This is a genomic window from Brachybacterium tyrofermentans (assembly GCF_014897585.1).
Lineage (GTDB): Bacteria > Actinomycetota > Actinomycetes > Actinomycetales > Dermabacteraceae > Brachybacterium > Brachybacterium tyrofermentans.
This window is the reverse complement of sequence record NZ_JABUXW010000031.1, coordinates 1-24725: the sequence shown is the minus strand read 5'-3', so window position 1 is coordinate 24725 and position 24725 is coordinate 1. Positions and strand designations below refer to the sequence as shown.

23 protein-coding genes are annotated in these 24725 nt (G+C 70.8%); 7 read left to right on the top strand and 16 right to left on the bottom strand.

The window, feature by feature from the left end:
- Positions 1-121 precede the first annotated feature (121 nt).
- Genes INT49_RS17870 through INT49_RS17855 form a run of 4 tightly spaced genes read right to left on the bottom strand, consistent with a single transcriptional unit; the run spans position 122 to position 4449 of the window.
- The gene (locus INT49_RS17870) at positions 122-1387 is read right to left on the bottom strand and encodes a PfkB family carbohydrate kinase (RefSeq protein WP_404801958.1); all 1266 of its coding nucleotides are present in this window, start codon (positions 1385-1387) and stop codon (positions 122-124) included.
- Complete coding sequence (locus INT49_RS17865; RefSeq protein ID WP_193119103.1) at positions 1384-2187, bottom strand: carbohydrate ABC transporter permease; 804 nt, start codon at positions 2185-2187, stop codon at positions 1384-1386. Before INT49_RS17865 ends, INT49_RS17870 begins: the two co-directional genes overlap by 4 nt.
- Entirely contained in the window at positions 2184-3071 is an 888-nt protein-coding gene (locus INT49_RS17860; protein WP_193119102.1) for a carbohydrate ABC transporter permease, read from the bottom strand. The genes INT49_RS17865 and INT49_RS17860 overlap by 4 nt, the downstream gene beginning before the upstream one ends.
- A 7-nt stretch (positions 3072-3078) precedes the next feature.
- Positions 3079-4449 carry an ABC transporter substrate-binding protein gene (locus tag INT49_RS17855; protein WP_193119101.1) on the bottom strand — a complete coding sequence of 457 codons (1371 nt, stop codon included), beginning with the start codon at positions 4447-4449 and terminating at the stop codon, positions 3079-3081.
- A gap of 137 nt (positions 4450-4586) precedes the next feature.
- Between INT49_RS17855 and INT49_RS17850 the strand changes: the two genes are divergently transcribed.
- Positions 4587-5351 (top strand): DeoR/GlpR family DNA-binding transcription regulator, encoded by a 765-nt coding sequence (locus INT49_RS17850; RefSeq protein WP_193119100.1) that lies wholly within the window; start codon positions 4587-4589, stop codon positions 5349-5351.
- A complete protein-coding gene (locus tag INT49_RS17845; protein ID WP_193119099.1) occupies positions 5348-6829 on the top strand; it encodes a family 4 glycosyl hydrolase in 1482 nt (493 codons plus the stop codon). The genes INT49_RS17850 and INT49_RS17845 overlap by 4 nt, the downstream gene beginning before the upstream one ends.
- A 56-nt stretch (positions 6830-6885) precedes the next feature.
- Here the strand turns inward: INT49_RS17845 and INT49_RS17840 are convergent, their stop codons facing one another.
- From INT49_RS17840 to INT49_RS17830, 3 genes are all read right to left on the bottom strand, one after another.
- Positions 6886-7461 (bottom strand): hypothetical protein, encoded by a 576-nt coding sequence (locus tag INT49_RS17840; RefSeq protein WP_193119098.1) that lies wholly within the window; start codon positions 7459-7461, stop codon positions 6886-6888.
- Complete coding sequence (locus INT49_RS17835; RefSeq protein WP_193119097.1) at positions 7458-8624, bottom strand: ImmA/IrrE family metallo-endopeptidase; 1167 nt, start codon at positions 8622-8624, stop codon at positions 7458-7460. Before INT49_RS17835 ends, INT49_RS17840 begins: the two co-directional genes overlap by 4 nt.
- 89 nt (positions 8625-8713) lie before the next feature.
- Entirely contained in the window at positions 8714-10144 is a 1431-nt protein-coding gene (locus tag INT49_RS17830) for an alpha-L-fucosidase (RefSeq protein WP_193119096.1), read from the bottom strand.
- Between the two features lie 107 nt (positions 10145-10251).
- Here INT49_RS17830 and INT49_RS17825 point away from each other — a divergent pair, with 107 nt between their 5' ends.
- Positions 10252-11901 carry a M81 family metallopeptidase gene (locus INT49_RS17825; protein ID WP_226850891.1) on the top strand — a complete coding sequence of 550 codons (1650 nt, stop codon included), beginning with the start codon at positions 10252-10254 and terminating at the stop codon, positions 11899-11901.
- 103 nt (positions 11902-12004) lie between these two features.
- Here INT49_RS17825 and INT49_RS17820 read toward each other — a convergent pair whose 3' ends face one another.
- Positions 12005-12619, bottom strand: a complete 615-nt coding sequence (locus INT49_RS17820) for a TetR/AcrR family transcriptional regulator (RefSeq protein ID WP_193119095.1) — start codon at positions 12617-12619, stop codon at positions 12005-12007.
- Between the two features lie 92 nt (positions 12620-12711).
- Here INT49_RS17820 and INT49_RS17815 point away from each other — a divergent pair, with 92 nt between their 5' ends.
- From INT49_RS17815 to INT49_RS17800, 4 genes are all read left to right on the top strand, one after another.
- Positions 12712-13407: a DUF899 domain-containing protein gene (locus INT49_RS17815; RefSeq protein WP_193119094.1), complete on the top strand. Its 696-nt coding sequence runs from the start codon at positions 12712-12714 to the stop codon at positions 13405-13407.
- On the top strand, positions 13404-13913 hold the full coding sequence (locus tag INT49_RS17810) for an SRPBCC family protein (protein ID WP_193119093.1): 510 nt from the start codon (positions 13404-13406) through the stop codon (positions 13911-13913). The genes INT49_RS17815 and INT49_RS17810 overlap by 4 nt, the downstream gene beginning before the upstream one ends.
- A 218-nt stretch (positions 13914-14131) precedes the next feature.
- Positions 14132-15019: a hypothetical protein gene (locus tag INT49_RS17805; protein WP_193119092.1), complete on the top strand. Its 888-nt coding sequence runs from the start codon at positions 14132-14134 to the stop codon at positions 15017-15019.
- A gap of 129 nt (positions 15020-15148) precedes the next feature.
- Entirely contained in the window at positions 15149-16363 is a 1215-nt protein-coding gene (locus tag INT49_RS17800; RefSeq protein ID WP_193119091.1) for a toxic anion resistance protein, read from the top strand.
- 59 nt (positions 16364-16422) lie between these two features.
- Here the strand turns inward: INT49_RS17800 and INT49_RS17795 are convergent, their stop codons facing one another.
- The 8 genes from INT49_RS17795 to INT49_RS17760 form a co-directional block, all read right to left on the bottom strand.
- Complete coding sequence (locus tag INT49_RS17795; RefSeq protein WP_193119115.1) at positions 16423-17118, bottom strand: GntR family transcriptional regulator; 696 nt, start codon at positions 17116-17118, stop codon at positions 16423-16425.
- A gap of 170 nt (positions 17119-17288) precedes the next feature.
- Positions 17289-18362 carry a Gfo/Idh/MocA family protein gene (locus INT49_RS17790; RefSeq protein ID WP_193119090.1) on the bottom strand — a complete coding sequence of 358 codons (1074 nt, stop codon included), beginning with the start codon at positions 18360-18362 and terminating at the stop codon, positions 17289-17291.
- Entirely contained in the window at positions 18359-19300 is a 942-nt protein-coding gene (gene iolB / locus INT49_RS17785) for a 5-deoxy-glucuronate isomerase (RefSeq protein WP_193119089.1), read from the bottom strand. Before iolB ends, INT49_RS17790 begins: the two co-directional genes overlap by 4 nt.
- A 43-nt stretch (positions 19301-19343) precedes the next feature.
- Entirely contained in the window at positions 19344-20276 is a 933-nt protein-coding gene (locus INT49_RS17780; RefSeq protein WP_193119088.1) for a Cgl0159 family (beta/alpha)8-fold protein, read from the bottom strand.
- Positions 20273-21325, bottom strand: a complete 1053-nt coding sequence (iolC, locus tag INT49_RS17775) for a 5-dehydro-2-deoxygluconokinase (protein ID WP_193119087.1) — start codon at positions 21323-21325, stop codon at positions 20273-20275. The genes INT49_RS17780 and iolC overlap by 4 nt, the downstream gene beginning before the upstream one ends.
- Before the next feature lie 293 nt (positions 21326-21618).
- Entirely contained in the window at positions 21619-22008 is a 390-nt protein-coding gene (locus INT49_RS17770; RefSeq protein ID WP_193119086.1) for a tautomerase family protein, read from the bottom strand.
- Between the two features lie 426 nt (positions 22009-22434).
- Positions 22435-23439 (bottom strand): sugar phosphate isomerase/epimerase family protein, encoded by a 1005-nt coding sequence (locus INT49_RS17765; RefSeq protein WP_193119085.1) that lies wholly within the window; start codon positions 23437-23439, stop codon positions 22435-22437.
- Positions 23440-23491: 52 nt separating this feature from the next.
- Positions 23492-24655 carry a Gfo/Idh/MocA family protein gene (locus INT49_RS17760; protein WP_319021692.1) on the bottom strand — a complete coding sequence of 388 codons (1164 nt, stop codon included), beginning with the start codon at positions 24653-24655 and terminating at the stop codon, positions 23492-23494.
- Between the last annotated feature and the right edge of the window lie 70 nt (positions 24656-24725).

Sequence of the window (24725 nt, the reverse complement as noted above, 5' to 3'; positions counted from 1 at the left end):
GCTGCGCGTCGTCGTCGGTGAGCGAACGGGCTGTGAGGCGAAGTGCGGGGTGGGGTGGACGGGAGGACAGGGATGGGTGGGCGATGTCGGGCCGGCGGGGGTGGGCGGCCGACGGGTCGGGTCAGTGCTTGCCGGCGTCGGAGCGCAGAGCGAAGGTGCCCTGGGCGCGGCGCCTGCCCTGCACCTGGTGGTCCGGGACGACGTCGTCGAGGAAGCAGTACCCGTCGCGGGTGTAGGCAGCGCGCAGATCACCGCCGTCGGCCGCGTCGCTGAGGTGGCGCCACCAGTCGGTGATGTCGCCCCAGCCGGGCGCGGCGAGGGAGCCGCCGAACTGCTGGACGGCGAGCGCGGAGCACAGCGAGGCGAACTTGAGGCGTTCGGCGAGCGGCCAGTCCGCGAGGGTGCCCAGCACCAGCGCGGCCGCGAACACGTCCCCGGCGCCGGTGGTGTCCGTCGCGGTGACCGGGACCGCCGGGCAGAAGGCCTCCTCGCCGGTGGAGCCATCGATCGCGTAGGAGCCGGCGGCGCCGTCGGTCACCACCGCGAGCGGGACCCGCTCGGCGAGCGCCCGCACGGCCCGATCGGGGCTGTCGGTGCGCGTGTAGCTCATGGCCTCCAGCGCGTTGGGGGTGAACGCGTGGCAGTGCGCGAGCGGGGCGAGGTCGGAGAGGTCCCAGCGGCCGGTCTCGTCGAAGCCGATGTCGGCGAAGATCTTCGAACCGCGGCGGGCGAGATCCGCCCACCAGGAGGTCTCCCCCGCCAGATCCACCACGGCCGCCCGCGCCGCCGGGGCGTCGGCGATCAGCATCGACAGCGGCTCGGGCAGCTCGTGCCCGTGGGTGACCATCGCGCGGTCGCCCTGGGTCGCGACCGAAGCGGTCAGCGGGGAGTGGAAGTCGGGGAAGCGGCGCGAGGCCGAGAGGTCGATGCCCTCCTCATGCGCCATGGTGTGCCACATCCAGTCGGCGTAGGCGTCGTCCCCGAAGCCGGCGACGAGGCCGGTGCGCAGCCCCAGGCGGGCGGCGGCCACGGCGAGGTTCGCGATGCCGCCGGGGCTCGAGCCCATGCCCTTGCTCCACAGCTCCTCGCCGGGTCTCGGCTGCCTCTCCAGGCCGGTGAAGACGATGTCGAAGAACACGGTGCCGGACAGCAGCACGTCCAGCGGAGGATCCTCCGGGCTGCGCTGCGCGGCCAGGGGGTCCCAGTCGTCGGCCGCGTCCAGGGCGGCGGCCGCCTCTGGCGTGAGGGGCGACGACGTCGGCCCCTGCCTCGCGGCGCTCGGATCGAGGGGCGCCGCACCCGGGCCGGCCGACGGGGCGTGCGGGTCGGGCGGCGGGGCGTTCGGGGTGTGGGCGTCCGTCGGGTCCGGGCGGTCGGGGGTCATCATTTGACGGCTCCTTCGAGCATTCCGCGGATGAAGTGGCGCTGCAGGAACAGGAACATGATCACCATCGGCAGGGCGACGATCACGGCGCCGGCCGAGAGCAGGGCGAGCTCGGCGGTGTACTGGCCCTGGAAGTTCGCCAGGCCCAGCGGGGCGGTGCGCAGCGTGCCGCCCGGTGCCATCACCAGGGCGATGAGGAACTCGTTCCAGGTCCACATGAACACGAGCACCACGAGAGTGGTCAGAGCCGGCACCGAGGCCGGGGCCACGATCCGCAGCAGGGTGCGCATCGGGCCGGCACCGTCGATCGCGGCGGCCTCGAGCAGGCTCACCGGCATCGAGCGGAACTGGGCCCGCAGCCAGAAGGTGCCGAAGGCGACGGACTGCGCGATCTGCGGCAGGGCGATGGCGGCGTAGGTGTCGGTCAGCCCCACCGTGCGCAGGTCGAAGAACAGGGGGATGACGGTCGCCTCGGTGGGGATCATCAGCCCCAGCAGGAACACATAGAACAGGACCGTGGAGCCGGCGAAACGCATGGTCCCGAAGGCGTAGCCCGCGAGCACGGACAGTGCGACGGCGCTGGTCACGACGATCGCCGCGACGATCAGCGAGTTGCCCATCGAGCGCCCGAAGCCGCCCACCTGCCAGGCCTCGACGAAGTTCGCCAGGTGCAGGCCGGGAGCCTGCCCGTTCTGCGGGGAGACGGCGGTGGCGAGGATGGTGAGGATGGGGATCAGGGCGAAGAGGGCGAAGACCCCCAGCACCACGTAGTTCATCGTCCGCTCGGCGGAGGAGACCCTCATGAGGCACGCTCCCCGATCCGGGTGACGAGCACGTTGATCGCGAACACGAGCAGGGTCAGCACGATGGCGACCGCGCTCGCGGAGCCGACCTCACGCAGCTGGAACGCGCGGTAGTACACCTCGTAGCTCGGCACCGTGGTGGCGTTGCCGGGCCCGCCCGAGGTGGTCAGGTAGACCAGGTCGAAGGTCTTCAGCGCGGCGATGATCGTCAGCACGAGGGCCACCACGATCTCCCCTCGTACCGAGGGCAGGGTGATCGCGAAGAACTCCTGCACGGGGCCGGCCCCGTCGAGGCGGGCGGCCTCGAAGAGGTCGTCGGGGATCCGGCTCATCCCGGCCAGCAGGAGCAGCATCACCAGGCCCATCTCGAGCCAGGTCCCGATGAAGCCGACGGCGGGCAGCGCCGCTCCGGGGTCCCCGAGCCAGCCGCGGGCCAGCTCGTCCAGCCCCACGGCCCGCAGCGCCTGGTTCAGCGGTCCGTTCGGTGCGTAGATGTTGCGCCACGCGACCGCGACGACCACCAGGGCGATCACCTGGGGCAGGAAGATCACGGAGCGGAAGAAGCCCATTCCTCGCACCTGCCCGCGGCGGAAGATCGCCGCGAGCACCAGCCCGATCACGAGCGGCAGCGCCGCGTAGAACAGGATCAGCACCAGGGCGTTCCCGATCGCCGCCCGGAAGTCAGGGTCCGAGGCCAGGTCGATGTAGTTCTGCAGCCCCACGAAGGTGGACGGCCCGAAGCCGGGCCACTCGAAGAGGGAGAACTGCGCTGCCCTGACCAGCGGGTACAGCGAGAACGCGGCGTACACCAGGAACGCCGGGAGGATGAACAGGTAGGGCGTCGCGCGGGAGCGCACGACGGCCGAGGGGCGTTGTCGAGCCATACGTCGCTCAGGCCTCCGCGGTGAACTCGCCATAGTCCGCCTGCAGTGTCTCGGCGGCGGCCGCGGGCTCGGCCTGCCCCCCGATGACCTCCTGCAGGGCGGCGCCGGCGGTGTCAGCGAAGGACGGGGTCGCATAGTCGAGGTAGGGCAGCAGCACCCCGTCGTTCGAGACCGCGTCGAAGGCTTCGTAGATGTCCTTGTTGACCCCGGACGTCGGGGCCAGCTCGGCGGTGCGCAGCACGGGCATGCCGCCGTTGTCGGCGATCAGCTCCATCGCCGTGTCGCTGGTGATGTAGTCGATGTAGGCCGCGGCGGCGTCCGCGTTGGCAGCCTTGGCGGGGATCCCGAAGGGCAGCCCGGTGCCGCCGGTGGTGGCGACCTTCCCGTCGGCGCCGGCGGGCGGGGCCATGAACCGCAGATCGTCGCCCATGACGGCTTCCATGTCGGGGCCCAGCCAGGAGCCGCCGATCAGCAGCACCCCAGTGCCCTTGGTGTAGTCGGCCCAGGCGGTGTCGTAGGCGAGGCCGTTGGGCGAGTCGCCGAAGGCACCGCTGCTGCCCCAGTCCGCGAGCTGGGTGAGGGCCTGGATGTTCGGGTCATCGGTCCACTCGGCGCCGGCGTTGCCCATGGCGAGCGTGGTGATCTCGTCGGTGGGCACGAAGTTCGCCTGGAGCGGGCCGAACACGTGCAACGCGGGCCACTGCTCGAGGTTGCCGAGCACGAGGGGCTGCTCGCCCGCCTTCTGCGCCGCCTCCACCAGGGCGAACAGCTCGTCCCAGCTAGTCGGGGGCTCGACACCGAGCGTCTCGAGCTTTGTCGCGCTGTAGTAGATGCCGCACACCTCACCCGTCTGCGGCAGGCCCCACAGGGAGCCCTCGCCGAAGGTGACGCCGTCGGCCGAGTAGCGGGCCTTGGAGAGCACCGAGTCGGAGAAGCGATCCTCCCAGCCGTACGCCTCGGCGTACCCGGAGAGATCGGTGAGCTGGCCGGCCTTGACGAACTCGCCCATGTCGCCGCGGGCGTTGTTGACCTGCAGCACGTCGGGCACGTCGTTGCCGGACAGGGCGAGGCCCGTCTGCTGCTGGAGGTCGTCGAAGGACTGCGAGACCCGCTCCACCGTGATGTTGGGGTTGTCCTCCTGGAAGGCCTTGATCAGCGCTTCGATCGCGTCGTTCTGCGCGCCGCGCACCTCCTGGTCCCACACCTTCAGGGTCACGTCGCCCATCGCCGAGGGGTCCGTCTCGACGTCTCCCGCGGCGGGGCCGGAACCCCCACCATCACTGCCTCCGGAGCCGGAATCGGAGCCGGGAGCGCAGGCGGCGAGGAGCCCGAGGCCTCCGGCGACGGCGGTCGAGCCGAGGAAGGTACGTCGACGCATGGGGTCCTCCTGAGGATGCGAGGCGGCAACAGCCGCGATGCTGTGGCGCAGGGCACCATGATGACACATCATGTGCGGATGTGCAGGCTTCTGCTCGATGGTGTTCGAAGATGATCGGTCGGTGCTACGGTGTGCCCATGCTCAGCGAGGAACGCCACGAGGCCATCGCCGCCTTCGTGCGCCGTCACGGCTCGGCGACCGTCGGCACCCTGAGCTCGGACTTCGCCGTCTCCGAGGCCACGATCCGCCGCGACCTGGAGATGCTGTCCACCTCCGGCGTCGTGCGCCGGGTGCGCGGCGGGGCGTGCGACGTGCGCGGATCGGTGCGCCCCGAGGCCGACCCGCGCGCCTTCGCCGATGTCGCCACCTCCGCGTCCGCCGCCAAGCGCAGCATCGCCGAACGGGCCGTGGCCTGCATCGCCGACGGCGACGTGATCGCCCTGGACATCGGCACCACCGTCGCGGCGATGTGCCCCCTGCTCCAGAACCGGTCCCTGACCGTCGTCACCGCCTCCCTCGCCGTGGTCACCGCCCTCGCCGACGCGCCGAGCATCGACATCGTGGTGCTCGGGGGCCTGCTGCGACCCAACTACCAGTCGCTCGTGGGCACCCTCACCGAATCCGCCCTGCGCCAGGTGCGCGTCGACATCGCGTTCCTCGGCACCTCCGGGATCCGGCCCGACGGCACCGTCCTGGACTCGACCCCCAGCGAGGTGCCGATCAAACGCGGTCTGCTCGAGGTCTCGACCTCCGCCTTCCTGCTCGCCGACCACGAGAAGTTCCCCGGCTCGGGGTTCCTCGAGGTCTCCACCCTGGGGCAGTTCACCGCCCTGGTCACCGACCGCTCCCCCGACTCACTCACCCTCCCCGAGGGGGAGGACCTGGAGGTCCTGCTGCCATGAAGCTGACGATCCTGGGCGGGGGCGGCTTCCGCGTCCCCCTCGTGTACGAGGCCATGGCCACCGGCGCCACCGGCCTGCAGGTCGACGAGATCGCCCTGCAGGACGTGGACGCCGCCCGGCTGCGCACGATCACCGAGGTCATCGACGGGGTGCGCGCCCAGCTCGAGGCCGACGGACGCGCCGCGCATCCGCCGCGCGTCACCGCCACCACCGATCTGCGCGAGGCGGTCACCGGGGCGGACTTCGTGTTCAGCGCCGTGCGCGTGGGCGGCGCGGAGGCCCGCACGGTCGACGAGCGGGTGGCGCTGGGCCTGGGGCTGCTGGGCCAGGAGACCATCGGCCCCGGCGGCCTCGCCTACGCGCTGCGCACGATCCCCGTGGCCCTCGAGATCGCGCGCACCGTCGCCGAGGTCGCCCCCGCCGCCTGGGTCATCAACTTCACCAACCCGGCCGGCATCGTCACCGAGGCCATGCGCTCGATCCTCGGGGACCGCGTGGTGGGCATCTGCGACACCCCGATCGGCCTGGTGCGCCGCGTGGGCCGCCTGCTGGACGTCGATCTGGTGGCCGGCGAGCGCGGCGCCGAGGTCGACTACGTGGGCCTGAACCATCTGGGCTGGCTGCGCTCCGTCACGGTCGACGGGGTGGACCGCCTGCCGGGGCTGCTGGCCGACGACGCCGCCCTCGAGGAGATCGAGGAGGCCCGGCTGATCGGCAAGGACTGGGTGCGGGCCGACGGAGCGCTGCCCAACGAATACCTGTACTACTACCTGCACACCGCCTCCGCGATCGAGAGGATCACGGGCTCTGCCACCACCCGCGGGGAGTTCCTCGCGAAGCAGCAGGGCGACTTCTACCTCGCCGCCGCGGACGTCGCCGCGGACGTCGCCGCGCCCGGTGCGCCGACGGCCGGCTCCGCCCAGCACGACGACGCCGACCCGTCGGGCGAGTCCTGCTGCTCCTCACCGGTGGACCTCTGGCGCTCGACCCTGCACGAGCGCGAGGCCACGTACATGGCGGAGTCGCGCGATGAGGAGCGCCGCGAGGAGGACGTCGCCGGCGGCGGCTACCAGGAGGTGGCGCTGCGCCTGATGACGGCGCTGGCCACCGGTCGCCGCGAGCGGATGATCCTCGACGTGGGCAATATCAGCGCCGACCGGCAGGACGCCCCGGCCGCCGAGCGCATCGTGCCCGAGCTCCCGGCGGACGCCGTGCTCGAGGTGCTGTGCGAGGTCGACGGCGACGGGGTGCACCCGCTGCCGATCGCCCCGATCGAACTGGGACGGCTCGGCATGATGAGCACCCTGCGAGCGGCCGAGCGGAAGATCCTCGAGGCCGCGACGACCGGATCGCGGGAGGCGGCATGGTTGGGCTTCGCGACCCACCCGCTGGTCAGCTCCCCGGAGCTGGGGGCCAAGCTGCTCGAGGGCTACATCGCCGGTCACCCGCAGATCGCGGAGCTGCTCGGGCGGGACTGATTCCCTTCGGTCGCCGGCCTTCGACGAGGACCCCGACCACCTTGAGCACCGGCAATTCAGCGAAAGTTCTTCGCTGGGCCTACGTACGGGCGGCCTGCAGCTCGGAGCGAACGCACGAAGGCCAGCTTGTCGGCCTGAGTGATCAACGTGCTCGCTAGGCACGACTCGAGGACGTCGTCAGTCGTCACAGGGGTGAACTGCCGGCCATCTGCATACGACGAGGCCAACGAACCAGCTTCTCGAGTTCGCCAGCAGAACTCCACGAAGCTGATGTCCTCCGTAAGACAGATGACGGTGTCATTGAACCCCGCTCGGTCGCTCCAGATCGCAATGGTCTCCGCCTCGCCCGTATGCGATCTAAAGTCGTCTCCGATCCGTCGAAATGCCCGCTCACGCACGATCCGGGTCGCCGTCTGCTGCGTGGGGGTCGGCTTCACTGATTCGCCGAAAATCTGCTGCAGCTCGTCGTGCGCATCAACGACCAGGCGGAGAACCTCCCGCTCAACTTCCAGACCCCACTCTGCAGTACACGGCTGTAACGCGGCACGACCCACGAACCCACCGATGAGGTCGATCCTGCCCAGCTCGTGGAAGTTCCAAGCGAGCGACGTGTCCGGTATCAGGAACCTCACGCGGGTATACCGAGCTGCTCGAGGAGGGCACGGGTGTCCTCATCGAGAGGCGTCGGCTCGCGCTTCACGACCAGCTCCTCGGCGGGCACTCCAAGCATCCAGGCAAGAACGTCCGGCCCAGCATCCCCGGAGCGGACGAGCTCCTCATGTCGATCGACGAGTCGGCGGGGGTAGGACGGCGCGCCCCACCTATTCATGCGTTCATCGCCGTGCGCGTCTCGCCACTGGAGCGTGATGTCGCCCTGCGCGATATCAGCCGAAGGCCCGTCGACCCGGTTGATCGCGCACCTGATGCGGGCAGTCTCAAGGCCGACCGCGTGCGCCCACAGGAAGTCAGCAAGTTCCTCCAGGGGCATTTCGGCGATGCGGCGCGTGGAGGTCAGGTCGTCGCGACTGAGGAGGACATCCCCGGCAAAACCGTTGGCGAATGGCTCGAAGGCGGAGTCATCCGAGTCGGCTCCTTCGCCTCGCCAACCGAGCGCGCCGAAGATCAAGTGGGCGAGCTCGTGAAAGATCCCGAACAGCGTCGAGTACCAGGTGCCAGAACGTTCAACAACGATCACGCTTGCCCCTGCGACCTGAACGACCTGCGTATTGACGCGGTGCTGACCGGCGACGTCGGCGACTACGAGCTCGACACCGAAGTGCTCCCACAGGAAGCTCTCGATATCACGAACGGGGTCCTTGCCCCTGCTCAACCATTCCTTCCATTTCATCTGCACGGCACGAGCAGCGGGCCGGACGTCCTGGAAGCCGGTCGGAAGATTGCCCAGGTTGAAGCGGTCACCGCCGACGAGGGCACGGAACTGTTCGAGCCTGTCGTCCCGTTCGAGACCTGCCTGGGTGTATGCCAGTACAGTGCGCTCGATCTGCTGCTCAAGAGCGTCGCAGGGCTTCGAGTGGGCGCCAGCGTATTCGTCGAACGTGTGCCGGTATGCGTATCGGGGCGAGAGGTCGCTGGGCTCACCGTTGATCAACCAATAGATGTCCACCTTGAGCGCATCGCTGATCGCCGCAAGCTCTCCGGTGGAGAAGGCGCGCGATCCGTTCCGCGCCTTCGACATCTTGGTGGCGTCCAGTCCGATCAGGTCACCCAGCGCCTTCTGCGAGAGGCTGGAGGATCCGAGGCGTTGGAAGACGCGCTGCGCAATCGTGGTGTTCATGCGACCACCCTACGAGCAAGTTGCGATAATCGCAACGATCGAGCGGTGCATGACTCACGACGCCGTAGAGAGCACGCCATGCACGGTCCTTACACGCCCGGGGAGGTCGCGCCTTCGAGTCCATTCTCAGCAGTCCCGGCGGTTGGCATATAGCGCACCGTGAGCGCCTCCACGGCGACCGCACTCTGCATTTCGCTCGGGGTGACGACCAGTCTCCCGCTCTCGAGCCGGATTGCTGGTCCGGCACCGCTCGCAGGCAGGTCGACCAGATCTCGGACCGCCGCCGACACCTCCGCGCCCAACGTCACCGACCCGGCAGCCGGGTCCAGAAGGAGAACGTTCAGCGTCTGCCGGCCGTCGGCGTCGGCCCCGAGCGTGAAGCGCACGCCATCCGGCGGGGTGCGCACCGCCTCGTGGAGCCACGGCCTCGTCCCATAAATCGCCGCGCCGTGCCGGCCCAGCCACTCCCCCAGCTCCGTCAGTGCGCGGGCCTGGAGGTCGGCGATGCTGCCGTCGGCGCGGGGGCCCACGTTGATCAGCAGGTTCCCGTTCTTGGAGACCACGTCGGCCAGCAGACGGATCAGCGCGGTCCCGTCCAGGGCGTGCTCGGCGGATTCGTCGGCGTTGAACCCGAAGGAGAGGCCCAGGCCACGGGTGGATTCGAAGGCCTCGTCCTGCACCTCGGCGATGTCCTGGTACTCGCGGGTGAGCACGCCGTGCACGGGCACGCCCCAGCGGTCGTCGACCAGACCGTCCGGCACCGCGGCGAGATGGGCGCGGAAGAGCTCCTGCAAGGAATCGGGGCCGCCGTACTTGCCGGCGTCGGGCCAGTCGATGTCGTTCCACAGCACGTCCGGGGCGAAGCGCTCGATGAGCTCGCGCAGCTGCGCGGCGGCGAAGGCCGCGAACTCCGGGTCGTTGCGGCGCAGGGCGAACAGCTCGTCGGTCGAGGTCAGCGGCGGGAACTCGCTCGCGTGCCAGTCGTGGGCGCCCGAGTAGTACAGGCCCAGTCGCAGCCCGGCCTCGCGCACCGCGTCGGCGAACTCGGCGATGAGGTCACGGCCCGGGCCGCGCCGGGCGGCGGTGAAGGGCGTGGTCGCGGAGTCCCACAGGCAGAACCCGTCGTGGTGCTTCGTCGTCGGCACCACGTAGCGGGCGCCGGCGCGGCGGGCGAGATCCACGATCCCGGCGGCGGCGTCCGGGGCCGGGTGCCAGTCGTCGGCGAAGTCCTCGTAGGAATGGCCCACGCCGTACAGGCGCTCGTGCCGCTCGCGGGTGGGGCTGCCCTCGATGCGCACGGTGTTGGCGTACCACTCGGCGTACTGGTGGCGGGCGTAGGCGTTCTGCGCGGTGACGTCGCTGCGGTCCAGGACGTCCGCCCAGGCGGGGACGGAGTACAGGCCCCAGTGCACGAACATGCCGAGCTTCGCGTCGCGATACCAGTCGGGCACGGCGAGCTCGGGGTAGGCGGCGACCGGGGCCGCATCTGCGGGCCCATGGCGGTCATCGAAACTGATCAACGCACTGCTCCTTCGAGCGCCTCGGCGCGCTCATGGCGGGGTGGGCGGCCGGGATGGAAGGATGTCCGCACCCCCCCCATCAACCGCTCAAGCCCCTGGAGCATCGCATGTCCGCGACGTCGCAGTCCACGCAGTCCGCCGAAGCCGCCGATCCGTCGGCCGGGATCCCGGCCCGTCCCCGGATCGGCATCGCCGGGATCGCGATCGAGTCCTCGACGTTCACGCCCTACCGCTCCGGCACCGCCGATTTCGAGGTGCGGCGCGGCACGGAGCCGATCCTGGACCGCTATCCCTTCTTCAGCGGCGCCGAGGACCGGGGCTCGGCGCCCGGTCCCGCCGCAGCCAGAGGCATCGGCGGCGGACCCTCGACCTCGGGGCGTGCGCTGCGAGAAGCGGCCGAGTACGTGGGCGTGCTGCACGCCCGCGCCCTGCCGGGCGGCCAGCTCGCGCGCGACGTGTACGAGGGGTGGAAGCAGGAGATCACGGAGGGTCTCGCCGCCGCGCATGCCGAGTCCCCGCTGGACGGCTTCTTCTTCGACATCCACGGGGCGATGAGCGTGGAGGGCCTCGAGGACGCCGAGGGCGACCTCCTCACGGCGATCCGTGGAGCGATCGGCCCGGACGTGGTGGTCGGCACCGCGATGGACCTGCACGGGAACGTCTCGCACACCCTCTTCGAGGGCTGTGACCTGCTGACCTGCTACCGGCACGCTCCCCACATCGACGCCTGGGAGACCCGCGAGCGGGGCCTACGCGACCTCGTGGAGGCCGCCGCCCGGGTGCGCGACGGCGGGGCGCTCCCCCACAAGGCGCTCGTGCATGTGCCGATCCTGCTGCCCGGCGAGAAGACCTCCACCCGGATCGAACCGGCCCGGACGATCTACGGCGGCATCCCCGCGATCACCCAGCGCGGGGGTATCACCGACATCTCCTACTGGATCGGGTTCGCCTGGGCCGACCAGCCCCGCTGCCAGGCCGCGATCGTCGCCTTCGGGGACGACGAGGCCGCCGTGCAGGAGGCGGCGCTCGAGCTCGCCGGGACCGTGTGGCAGGCCCGCCACGACTTCGAGTTCGTGGCCCCCACCGGCACCTTCGAGGAGTGCCTGGACCAGGCGATCGCCTCAGAGGCTCGGCCGTTCTGGATCTCCGATTCCGGGGACAACCCCGGGGCCGGCGGCGCCGACGACACCACCTACTGCCTGGCCCGCCTCGCCGCACGCGAGGAGATCCGTTCCGGTGCGGTGAGCGCGCTCATGGTCGCGCTGGTGGATCCGGACACGACCGACGCCGCCTGGCAGGCGGGCGTCGGCGGCCGCCTCGAGGTGCAGGTCGGCGCGCGGATCGACGCCCGCGATCCCGGCCCGGTGCCGCTGCGGGTGGAGGTGGCAGCGCTCGATGAATCCGGGCCGACGGGCCGCGCCGCCGCACTGCGCGTGCTCGACGGGGAGTCTCCCACCGGCCTGACGGTCGTGGTCACGGGGCGTCGTTCGCAGTGGGCGCGCCACGAGATGTTCGAGCGCCTCGGCCTGTCGATGACGGGCTTCGACGTGGTCACCGTGAAGATGGGCTACCTCGAGCCGGACCAGTACGACGCCGCCGCCGACTGGCTGCTCGCCCTCACCCCGGGCGGCGTGGACCAGGACCTGGTGCGCCTGGGCCACTCGCGCATCCAGCGGCCGATGATCCCCTTCGACGCCGAGATCCCCGCGCCGAGCGCCGCCGACGTGCTCGCAGGAGGCGGCCGCGCCCGCCGTTGACACCCGATTCGAGGCGCGCTCCGGGGATTCGCCGCGGAGACCCGGCCCGGAGCGCGGGCCCAACGGTCACCTCCGGGGCGTTCTCGCGCGAGGGAATCGGCGGTCAGCGGATGCCGACGATGATGTCGTCGACCACGCGCTCGGCAACCTCTCGCACCAGCCCCGGGGCCGCCCCCCTCAAGGGGCCGTGCACGATCAGCTCCGCACATCCGTGCACCGCTGACCAGCAGGAGAACTCTGCTCCGGGGCGCCGAAGGGCGGGCAGCGCCCCGGACGCCACGCACTCGTCCAGTGCTGCGAGCAGCTCGGCGAACGGTGGCACGCGCGCGAGGTCCGGCCCGATGCCCTCGACGTCGGCGATCCCGAAGAAGGCCATCTCGAACCAGCCCGGCTCCTCGCAAGCGAAGTCGATGTAACCGAGACCCACGCCGCGAAGCCGGCGCAGGGATTCCTCCGCTGGATCGGCCACTCCGGGTTCCGCCGTCCGCGCGCGCATCCGCTCCACCACGCGGCTCTGGATCTCCAGACCGAGAGCGCCGAGGAGCGCGGAACGATCACGGAAATGGCGATACGCCGCCGCCGGGGAGACACCGGCGCGGCGGGTCACCTCCCGCAGCGACAGGGCGCCGGGGCCGTCGCTGCGCGTGAGCTCGAGCCCCTCGGCCACCAGTGCGGCCCGCAGGTCGCCGTGGTGGTACGGACGATTCCCCTCCGACACTCTTGACGCCCTTCCGCTCAAAGTTTACGGTGTTCACACCAATGTGGATGGTGTTCACATGCACCATATCCCGCCCACCGCAGGGGAGCACCATGACCACGAACCCGACTGCCCTTCCTCCCGTCGTCGATGCCGAGACCTGGCGCCGAGAGCTCGATGACCTGCGCCTGCGCGAGAAGGCCGCGACCCGGGAGCTCGATGCCATCGCCGCCCAGCGCCGCCGCCTTCCCATGGTGGAGCTCCCTGACTACACCCTGGAGTCGAAGGATGGCCCGGTCCGTCTCGTCGACCTGTTCGACGGCCGCTCCCAGCTGATCACCTACCACCACATGTGGTCACCGGGGGCCGAATGGCAGTGCGGCGGTTGCACGAGCTACACGCATCAGCTCACCCGGCTCGACTTCCTGCGCCCCTACGACGCCCGCTTCGTCGTGGTCACTCAGGGACCGATCCAGGAAGCCCTCGCCTACCGCGAGAAGGTGGGCAACGAGATGGAGTGGTACTCGACGGCGGGCAGCTCCTTCGGCGCCGATGTCGACTCCCCGCCCGGTGGCGGCTTCGGCCTGAACGTGTTCCTCCGTGACGGCGACACCGTCTACCGGACCTGGCACACCACGGGCCGCGGCATCGAGCAGCTCTCCTACTCCTTCGCCCTGATGGACGTGCTCCCCTGGGGTCGCCAGGAGGAGTGGCAGGACGTCCCGGCGGGATGGCCGCAGTCCGCCACCTATTCGCGCTGGCTCGATTCCCCCGACGTCGCCGCCCTGTACGGGAGGACCTCATCATGACCACCGATCAGCACGCGCCCGCCGAGGCGGACCGCCTCGTCGTCCATCGCATCGTCCGCGCCGCCCCCGAGGTCGTCTTCGACCTGCTGGCCGACCCGGCGCGTCACCACCTCACGGAGCCGACGGACTGGGTGCGGGGGTCGCTCGAGGCAGCGCCCGCAAGGATCACGGAGATCGGCCAGGTGTTCGGCATCGAGATGTTCCACGCCGATGCCGGCGGGCGCTACGAGATGCACAATCTCGTGATCGCCTTCGAGCCGGGCCGCTCCATCGCCTGGGAGCCCTCGCAGTACACCCCCGACGGCACCCTGGCCGGCGGCGGATGGACCTGGCGCTACGACCTCGACCCGACCCCGGAGGGCACCCGAGTGACCCTCGCCTACGACTGGAGCGCGACCCCGCCGGAGGTTGCCGCGGAGATCGGTGGGCTGCCATCCGTCGGCCCGGACTTCCTCGAGCAGTCCCTCGCGTCGCTCGCCGCCGCGGTCGAGGGCGTCCCGGCCTGAGCGCACCGCGCGCTCCGGCTCCCACGGCGCCGTCCGGGCCGGCCGCAGCCGCAGCATCCTCCTCCTTCCCCGCAACCCCGCATCCCCTGGAGCCATCCAGCCGCCCGCGATAGCCTTCGAGCACGCCCAGGAACGAGACGCTCGCTCGGCGCAGGCCCTCCGGGGCCGACGCCGCCGCCGGCCCTCGTCTCCGCCTTCCGGAGAGACAGCGGGTACACGTGAACGATGGGAACGAACCGTCGGCCCAGCGGCCGACCCCCGGGGACGCCACGTCCCCTGGTCCCGTCGCGCCCGGTGACGTGGACCTGCCGTGGAAGGCCACCGCGGAGCGCCGCAGCCTCTGGGGTCCCGTCGAGAAGCCGCTCGAGGGCACGGTGCATGGGCCCGCGTCGAGCGCCGTGGGACGCCCCCGTCGGCCGTTCCTCGTCTCCGTCGGCCTGCCCGTGCTGGCCGGCGGCCTGGTCGGCGCGGCCTGCTTGGTGCTGGGCCTGGGCACCGCGCTCGTGGGCCCGCTGGCCGCGCTCGGCATCGCCGTCGGCGCCGGGGTGATTGTCGCCGGGGGCAGCGGAGCCGCGCTACGTGCTCTCCGCCCGTCCGGCCCTCAGCCGCCCACGATCGAGGGCGGCGCCTCCGGGACCACGGTGCGGATGCTCGAGGAGACCTCCAGTGCCACGTCCGCTCTGCGCCGACGCACCACCGAGCTGCGTCGCGGCGCGAGTGATCCGAAGGTCGGCCTCGTGCTCGAGCATGTCGAGTCCCTGCTGCGCCGCATCGACGCCGTCACCGGCTCCGAGACGATCCGCGCACAGCGCCCCTATGAGGGCGAGGTGACGATGCTCGAGGGCATGGCCACCCGCTACCTGCCCGAGCTGGTCGACGCTGCGGAGGACTTGGGCGGCTTCCTCGCCACCTTCCGCGGCGCGGCGCGGCAGGAGGCGCTGGACAACCTCGAGGACGTCGACCAGCAGCTCACCGTGCTCGGCGAGGGCCTCGAGCAGATCGAGAGCGGCATCGTCGCCGGGGTGTCCCGCTCCCTCGACGTGCACGCCGAGTTCCTCCGCACCCGCTTCGCCGACCAGCACCTGAACCCGATCATCGACGTCTGACCCGGCCGCCGGCGCCCGATGCCCGGCGCCCCATCATCGACCAGCCACTGTCCAGCCACTGACCCGCACAGCTCTTCCCCGACCTGCACTGACCCGACATCGATCCGCCCATCGCCCGAGGAGGCCCCCATGGACAAGCTCCAGCCGCCCACCCCCGAACCGGAGATCACCCCGGCCGAGCCCATCGCCGAGGTCCCCGAGGACCAGGCCGTCTCGATGCTCCCCGACCTGCCCGCCGAGACCCAGCAGGATCTCGAGGGCCGCGCCGATCAGTGGGTCGAGCAGATCGCCGCCCTCAACCCGCACTCCCAGGAGTTCACCGCCCAGGTCGACGCGCTGGGCGCGGTCGCCAGGCGCACCTTCGAGCGCACCACCGGGACCTCCTCGCGATTCATGCAGCAGTCGCTCCGCGACGCGAAGGAGAGCGGCGGCTCCCAGGAGAACGTCTCGAAATCCCTCTCCCAGCTGCGCACCACCATGGAGGACCTCGCCCCGAAGGACGACACCTTCGCCTCGAAGGCCCTCGCGTTCCTGCCGGGGAAGAAGTCCGCCAAGCGCTATTTCCGCAGCTACGAGTCCAACCAGAAGCAGCTCGACGAGGTGCTCGGCGCGCTCAGCCGCGGCCAGGAGATGCTGCAGCGCGACAACGCCGAGCTGTCGGTGGAGCGCCGCTCCCTCTGGGAGGACCTCGAAGCCCTGCAGAAGGCCTCCCAGCTGCTGCGGCTGCTGGATGAGCGCACCGTGCGCCGCGCCGATCAGACCCGCTCCGCGGGCAAGACCGCGGAGGCCGACGCCATGGAGCGGGACGTGCTGTTCGCCGTGCGCCAGCGGCGCCAGGACGTGGCCACGCAGATCGCCGTCACCGTGCAGGCCTACCTCGCGATGGGCCTCATCGAGGACAACAACACCAAGCTTCAGCAGGGTGTGGAGCGTGCGCGCACCACCACGGTCACCGCGCTGCGCACCGCCGTGATCACGGCCCAGGCGCTCGAGAACCAGCGCCTCGTGCTCGACCAGATCGACGCGGTCAACCGCACGACGGACTCGCTCATCGACCGCACCTCGCAGATGCTCGCGGACAACACCCTGAAGATCCAGGAGCAGGCAGCCAGCTCCGGGGTCTCCCCCGAGACGCTGAAGAAGGCCTTCGACAACCTGTTCACCACCATGGACGGGATCGACGCCTTCCGCACCCAGGCCAACCAGAACTTCCTGACCACGGTGAACTCCCTGGAGCAGCAGGTGGAGCGCTCGCAGCCCTACCTGGAGCGGATGAACCAGGACTCCACCGAGCACACGGACCTCGAGAGCGCGGCGGACCTCCTCGAGATCGAGGACCGCTGACCCAGCCCGCAGAGGCGACCTGACCCCGGCGTCCGGTGCCGGCCCCACCGGCACCGGGGTCAGGAGTCGACGAGGGTGACCTCGAAGGAGTACCGCGAGGCGCGGTACACGTGGTACCCGAACTCGACCACGCGGCCATCATTGGCGAAGGACTTGCGCTCCATGGTGAGCAGGGCGGCGCCGATCTCCTCGTCGAGCAGCTCGGCGTGCTCCTCGTCGGCCACGGTGGCGCCGATGCGCTCGTGGGCGAGCACGGAGACCACGCCCTCCTCCCGCAGGGAGGCGTACAGGCCGTTGCTCGCGAGGCTCTCGCGGCTGGGGGCGATGCGCTCGGGCAGGGTGTTGCGCATGACGGCGAGCGGCTCGTCGTCGGCGTAGCGCACGCGCAGCAGCTCGAGCACCTGCTCGCCGGCGCGCAGCTGCAGGCGGTCCACGGCCTCCGGGGACGGCCGACCGATGCGGTACTCGACGACCTCGGTGCGCGGGGCCTTCCCGGCGCTGCGCAGGTCGTCGTACAGGGAGGTCAGCGCGACCTGGCGGTTCACGGGCGCCTGCACCACCTGGGTGCCCACGCCGCGCTTGCGCACCAGCATGCCCTTGTCCACGAGCTCCTGGATGCCCTGGCGCACCGTCGGCCGCGACAGCCCGAGGCGGCCGGCGAGATCGAGCTCGTTCTCCAGCCGGCTGCCCGGAGGGAGCTCGCCGGCCTGGATGGCCCTCTCGATCTGGGTGGCGAGCTGCAGGTACAGCGGCATCGAGAGCTCGCGGTCCACGACCAGATCGACCGTCTTAGCCCGATTCGGCTCGGATCCTTCCACTGCACTCTCCTCGGTTGACGCCTGCGTCCGCGCCAGGATACGGCGCGGACAGCAGATGATCAGTCAGTCGCCGCCCTGGCGGTCAGCTCAGCTGCCGCCTTCGTGACTCAGCTCGGCCGTGCCTCGAGCGCGACCGGCACCTCCCCGTCGGCCGTGAGCGAGCGTTCGGTGGCCTCGCAGATCGCGGCGCCCACGTAGCCGTCCCAGGCGGTGGCGGAGCGGGGCGCGACGTTGCTGCCGTCGGCCACGGCGTTGATCCAGGCCTGCACCTCGGCGTCATAGGCGGCGACGAAGCGCGGCCGGAAGTCCAGCGGGACATCGCCGCCCCAGCGGCCGCCCTCGAGCTGCGTGGTGACCCGGCCGCTGGCCTGGCCGATGGTCGAGGCACCCTTGGAGCCGACGAGCTCGGTGCGCACCTCATACCCGGCGTTGGTGCTCACCCACAGCTCGTCGGTGACGATCACGCCGGATTCGGTGCGGAAGAGGAACAGCAGCGGATCGTGCAGGCCCTCGGGCGCGAGCTCGGTGGTGCGAGGCACGACGGTCTGCACCGAGACCACGGGCTCCTCGAGGAAGTACGAGATCGCGTCGATCTCGTGGACGGCCGAGTCGTAGACCATCATCGTGTCGTTGAAGCCGGGCAGCACGGTGGCGTTGCGGTGCTTGCAGTTCAGCAGCAGGGGTGTGCCCAGCTCGCCGGCGTCCAGAGCGTCCTTGAGCTCGGCGTACTCGGCGTCGAAGCGGCGCATGAAGCCCAGCGAGACGTACGACGCGCCCGATGCGGCCTCGGCGCGCACCACGTCGTAGGCGTCCTGCGGGTTCATGGCCAGCGGCTTCTCGCACAGCACGGGCTTGCCGGCGGCGATCGCGGCGAGGGTCTGGTCGCGGTGGAAGGCACCGGGGCTCGCGATGAGGATCGCGTCGACGTCCTCCGCGGCGATGACCTCCTCGGGAGTGTCGACCACGCGGGATCCCGGGGTCTCCGCGGAGACCTTCTCGGCGGTCTCGCGCAGATAGTCGCTGATCACGCTCACACGGGCGCCCTTGATGCGGCCGCGGATGCGCTCGACATGGTCGGCGCCCATGCGGCCCACGCCGATGATGCCGACGCGCACGTCCTGGGGAAGGCTGGTCTGCGGGGTCGCGGCCTGCGCGGCTGCTGTCGTCGGGTTCTCGCTCATCGGGTCTCTCCTTCGAGGCGGGGGTCGATGCCGGCGTCGGCCCAGGTGCCGCGCACCCAGGTCTGCTCGGGATGATCGGTGATGTTCCAGGCGCGCACCGGATCCGGCCCGGCCATGACGTTGAGGTAGTACATGTCGTGCCCGGGGGCGGCCGCGCAGGGACCGTGCCATCCGTGCGGGACCAGCACGGTGTCGCCGGTGCGCACCTCGGACAGCACGTCGATCGGCGTCGACTCGCCGCTCGAGGTGGTCTGGTGGAAGCCGAAGCCGGGACCGCCGTCGGGGGCGTCCTGGATCTCGTAGTAGTAGATCTCCTCGAGCTCGGATTCGAGGTGCTCGCCATCGTCCACGGTCTCGTCGTGCTTGTGCGCGGGATAGCTGGACCAGTTCCCACCAGGGGTGATGACCTCGCAGGCGATGAGGCTGTCCATCGCGTCGAAGGCGCCGACGGTGCCGAAGTTGCGCACCTTCCGCGTCATGTTCCCCCCGCCGCGGATCTCCACGGAGATGTCCTCGGCCCGGATCAGCGCGACCGGGTGGACGCCGGTGGCCACTGCGGTGGCGACCGCGAAGCGACCGCCGTCGGCCGAGGAGATCGTGGGCTGGGAGCCGACGGGCACGTAGAGCACGTCGGTCGCGGAGGCGAAGACGTCGGTGCGGCCGCGCAGCATGTGCTGCTCGCCGCCGACGGAGACCTCGCAGCCGCCGTTCAGGGGCACGATCATCGCCTCGACGCTGTTCGCGGTGAAGATCTCGCTCTCCCCTGGGCCGAGCGCGAGCACGCGCAGCCCGGTGTGGACCCAGCCGTCGCGGGCGCCGGGATCGATGATCGTCTCGTAGTTGCCGCGGCCGGTGGAGCCGGCGGGCAGGTGCAGATCGGAGGTGCCGGGCGTGCTGGAGGGGCCGGGCGTGCTGGGGGTGCTGGTGGTGGAGGACATCGATGGTCTCCCTTCGAGAGGGCCGGTCAGCTCGTGAAGCTGCTCAGCGGAGCATGTCGACGGAGGCGGCCACCGCGGCGGTGACGTCGTCGTCGGCCGGATACAGCAGGGTGCGACCCACGACCAGGCCGCGCACGTTGGGCCGGGCAAGAGCCTGCTTCCACGTGGCGCGCAGGGTGTCGGGATCATCGTTCGCGGGGTCTCCGCCGAGGATCAGCGTGGGCAGCGTGGTCGCGTCCATGACCCGCTCCATGTCATCCACCGCCGGCAGCTTCAGCCAGGTGTAGGCGCTCGTGGCGCCGAGACCCTGAGCGATGTGGATGGATTTGATGACGGCCTCGGGGCTGAGGTCGTTGACGATCTTCCCCCCGCCGGGGCGGCTGGACATGAACGGCTCGACCATGGCGATCAGCTCGTGCCGCGCCAGGTCGGTGACGGCGTTCGCGCTGGCCTCGAGGATGAACGAGGTGCGGTCGTCGTCCAGATCGATGCGGGTGAGCATCTTGCCGCCGTCGAAGCCGGACTGCTTGATCGAGGCCGCGTCGTAGGCGGTGAAGCGATCCTCGATCTCCCAGGAGCTGCCCTGCAAGCCGCCGCGGTTCATCGAGGCGAAGACGATCTTGTCCTCGAGCGCGCCGAGCAGCAGCAGGTCCTCGAGGATGTCCGCGGTGCCGAGCACACCGTCCACGCCGGGCACGGCGAGCGCCTCGCGCATGCGGTCCAGCAGCTCGCGCCGGCTGGCCATGGCCTGCGGGCGGCTGCCCACGCCGAGAGCGCCACGGGCAGGATGATCCGCGGCGATCACCATCATGGTGCCGTCGGTGTCCGCGACGGTGCGCCGGCGGCGGGTGGCCGCGAGGCGTGCGATCCGCGAGGGGTCCTCGAGGCGGACTTTCGTGACCTCGTCGTAAGTGCTCACGAACCCGGAGCCGGCCGGTCCGGGGGTGCTGGTCGGGGTGCCGCTCGCGCTGCTCATGCGGTCTTCTCCGTGGCGGGGGCCGTCTCCGTGGCCGGGGCGGCGATGCCGCGGTTGCGCAGCGCGCCGAGCATCTGCTCGACGGTCTGCCCGTGGTTGGGGTCGCCGCCGGCGAGCAGCAGGTCGATCTCCTCGCCGGTGGGCATCGCGGTGGAGCACTCCAGGCGGCTGGTGACGATCGCGCCGGCCGCATTGCAGCGGGTCAGGATGGTCTCGAGGTCCTGGCCGGCCAGCAGGCCGTGCGCCAGGGAGCCGCCGAAGCTGTCCCCCGCGCCGAGGCCGTTGATGACCTCGATGAGGTTCGGGGCGACCTCCACACGGTCGTCGCGGGTCTTGCCGAGCACGCCCTTGGGGCCCTGCTTGACGATCGCGATCTCGACGCCGGCCTCGAGCAGGGCGTCGGCCGCGCGCTCGGGCTCGGTCTCGCCGACGGCGACCTCGCACTCCTCCTTGTTGCCGACGGCGACCGTGGTGTGCTTGAGCGCTTCGCGGTACAGCTCGCGAGCCTCATCGGGCGAGGACCAGAACATCGGTCGGTAGTCGAGGTCGAAGACGGTGTGCGCGGTGCGACCGCGGGCCTCGAGGGCCGCGAAGTGCGCGGAGCGGCTGGGCTCCTCGGACAGCCCGGTGCCGGAGAACCAGAACAGCGGCACGGACTTGATCGCCTCGAGGTCGAGGTGCTCGGGCGTGACCTGCAGGTCCGGGGCGCTGGGCTTGCGGTAGAAGTACAGCGGGAAGTCATCCGGCGGGAAGATCTCACACAGGGTGATGGGGGTGTTCAGCTCGTCGTTGCGCACGACGAACTCGCCCGAGACGCCCAGGCGCTCCATCTCCTTGACCACGTAGCGGCCGAAGGGATCGTTTCCCACGCCGGTGATCACGGCCGGGGTGTGCCCGAGCCGGGCCGCCGCGACGGCCACGTTCGTGGGGCTGCCGCCGAGGAACTTGCCGAAGCTGTAGATGTCCTCGAGTCCCGTGGCGATCTCCAGCGGGTAGATGTCGACACCGCTGCGACCGAAGGTGATGATGTCAAGGTCGGGTGCTGCCATGATCTCAGAGCCTCTCTGCGTTGAAATCTGGGCGGTGACCAGGGGCGATCTGCCCGGCCGTACCGCTCGATGGATCTATCGTGCCATGCCTGCAGGCTCATGTCCAGACAAATGAGTGAACATGTTCGGAAGGCCGCCGATCTGCCCGTCGATCCGCCCGTCGGGCCGCCCGACGGCCTGCCCGTGGGCCCGTCGGCCCGCCCGACGGCCTGCCCGTGGGTCCGTGGGCCCGTCGGCCTGCCCGTGGGTCCGTGGGCCCGTCGGCCTGCCCGTCGGCCCTTCGGCCCGTGCCCTCAGAGCTCTCCGGTGAGGAACTGCGCCCTGCCGTGCCCGAAGGACCAGTCCTCGCGGTCGTTGTGCACCACCGAGACGATGAGGTCCTCCGGGCGCACGAGCTCCTCCGCGGCGAGCCGCTCGGCGAGCGCGGCGTAGACCGCCTGCTTCTGCTCGGTGCTGCGGCCCTGCTGGGTGACGTGGATGATCACCACCCCCTCGCTGCGCTCGATCCCCAACCCGGTGTCCTCGGCGAGGATCGAGCCGACGGGCAGCGTCTCCACGATCTGGTAGCGATCCCGGGCCGGCGCGGCGAACAGCTCGAGCATGACCTCCTGGACGATGTCCGCCATCCGGCGCGACTGCTCGGGAGTGCGGACGTCCTGCTGGGTGATGCGTACGAGAGGCATGTTCTGTTCCTTGTCAGGGGCGGAGGGGTTCTGGAGGTGCCGAGCAGGACTCCGGCGGCTTGCATGCTGGCGCGGCGGTGCCTGTGCTGTATGCGCTGGACGCGACGGCGCCGGCGACCCACGTGCCGAGCACGGCGGCGCCAGCGGCCCGTGCGCCGAGAGCATCTGCACGGTGGCGCCAGCAGCCCACACGGTCTGATGCGTCGAATAGACCAGTGGATACCGACGCACCAGGCAGTGTGGACCCCGCCACGGAGCGCGAACTCCGCAACTGGGGCGGGCGACGACGCAGCTCCACGTGCGGGTACCGGTGACACAGCTCGACGCGCGGGTACCGGTGACGCAGCTCCACGTGCGGGTACCGGTGACGCAGCTCCGCGTGCGAGCTCCGTGCGCCGATGCCAGGACGCGCGGGCACCCGTCCGCTCAGGCGCCGGCGCGCTCGGCGGCGGCCAGGAGCACCTCGGCGCCGCGGGCGATGCCCTCGACGCGGTCGAAGGCGGCGTCCTCGTGCTCGATGTTGACGTGGAGCTGCGGGTCCACCGCGGCCAGCGCCGCCAGGAACCGGGTCCAGTAGTCCACGTCATGGCCCTCGCCGATCGCGACGAACCTCCAGGCCGGATCGTCCGGCCAGGTCGAGCAGTAGTGGCCCATCCCCGTCGGCGTGCGCTGCGCCGGGTCCTCCGGAACCGGGCCGTAGTCGGTGTCGAGCACGCCGCGGGTCGCCGCGCCGGGCAGCACGGCGGTGTCCTTGGCGTGCACGTGCGTGATGTGCGAGCCCAGCCGCTCGATGCAGTCGATGGGCTCCATCTGCTGCCAGAACAGGTGGCTCGGGTCGAGGTTCACGCCGAGGTGAGTCGGCTCGACCAGCTCGACGAAGCGCTCGAAGCTGGGCGGGGAGAACACCAGGTTCCGCGGATGCATCTCGAGCGCGACCTTCACGTCCCGCTCCCGAGCGAGCGCATCGATCTCCTTCCAGAACGGCACGGCGACGGACCACTGATACTCGAGGATCTCCAGGTCGATGCCGTTCCAGGGGTTCACGATCCACGCCGGGTAGCGGGCACCCGGGTCGGTGCCGGGGGTTCCGGACATCGCGACCACGTCGCGCACGCCGAGCAGGCCGGCGAGCTCGATCGTGCGACGCAGGTCGTGGGCATGACCGAGGCCCTCGGTGGGCAGGGGCGAGAGCGGATTTCCGGACGCTGTCAGGCCCGTGAGCTGCATGCCGGCGTCGGCGAAGACCTGCAGGTAGTCGCGTCGGACGCGCTCGCTCGCCAGCAGGGCGTCGACCGGGGCGTGGGGCGAGGGGATGAAGCCGCCGGTGTTGACCTCGGCTCCGGTCAGGCCCATCCCGCGGAGCACGTCGAGGGCCTCGGGAAGGGTGCGGTCCTGCAGGCAGGCGGTGTAGGCGCCATAGGTGAACGTCATGGGGTCTCCTCTCGGAAACGGTCGTGGGGAACAGGCCGACGGGTCGGCCGGGTCAGGAGATCTCGATCGCCGCGCCACCGGACGCCGCCGAGCGGGCCACGGCGTCCAGCACCCGCATCTGGCGGTAGCCGTCGGCGAAGCTCGCGCACGGCGGCAGGGCGCCCTCGGTGATGCCGGCGACCTGCTGCAGGAAGGCGTGCGCCTGGTAGGTGAACTGCTCGATCTGGTTCAGGCCGACGCCGCCGAAGGCCATCGAGGAGCCGTTGCCGAAGTAGGGGAACTCGGGGTTCACGAGCACCTGGCGCAGACCGCCGAGGCCCTGCGGCGAGGTGGCGTCGGCGATCTGGATCTCGCCGGTGCGGTCCAGGGACCAGCTCGCGGTGCCGTCGGTTCCGAGCACCGTGAGCGCCTTGTAGTTGGGCAGGCCGTGAGCGACACGGGACACCGAGAAGGTCCCCGCGGCGCCGGAGGCGAAGCGCGCAGTGAAGGTGGCGACGTCGTCGTTCTCGACGACCTCCTTCGGAGCGTCGGCGGAGGCGGCGACCCCGCGCCCGCCCGCGACCGCACCGCCGGCCACCGGCCGCTCGGAGATGGTCTGCACGAGCTGCGCGCCGGAGACCTCGACCACCGGGCCCAGGATCAGCTCGGCGGAGTCCACGAGGTGGGAGCCGACGTCGCCGAGCGCGCCGGAACCCATCGGGCCCTTGTACCGCCAGGCCATGGGGACGTTCTCGTCAGCCCCGTAGTCGCACCAGTACCGGCCGTCGAGGTGGGCGATCCTCCCCAGGGCGCCGTCCTCGGCGAGCTTGGCGAGCATGGCGATGCCGGCGTTGCGACGGAAGGTGTAGCCGGTCGCGAGCACCAGGTCGGGGTGCTTCTGCTCGAGGGCTGCCATCGCCTCGGCGTCCTCGAGGGTGCCGGCCAGGGGCTTCTCGCACAGCACGTGCTTCCCCGCCGCGGCCATGGCCTCGGCGATCTCGCGGTGCAGGGCGTTGCCCACCACGATCGAGACGATGTCGATCGAGTCGTCCTCGGCGACGTCGCGCCAGTCCCCCACGGCCTTCTCGTAGCCATAGCGGGCGGCGGCGTCCTCGGCGAAGGGCAGGTGGGCGTCGGCGATGGCGGCGAGCCGCACGGGCGGCAGGCCCAGGTCATAGACGGTTCCGGCCTGGCTCCAGGCGTTGGCGTGGGTCCTGCCGGCCATGCCGGTGCCGATGACGGCGACGGAAAGTGAGCTGCTGCGGTGATTTCGGACAGCGGATTCGGTTGATTTCTTATGCTGTCGT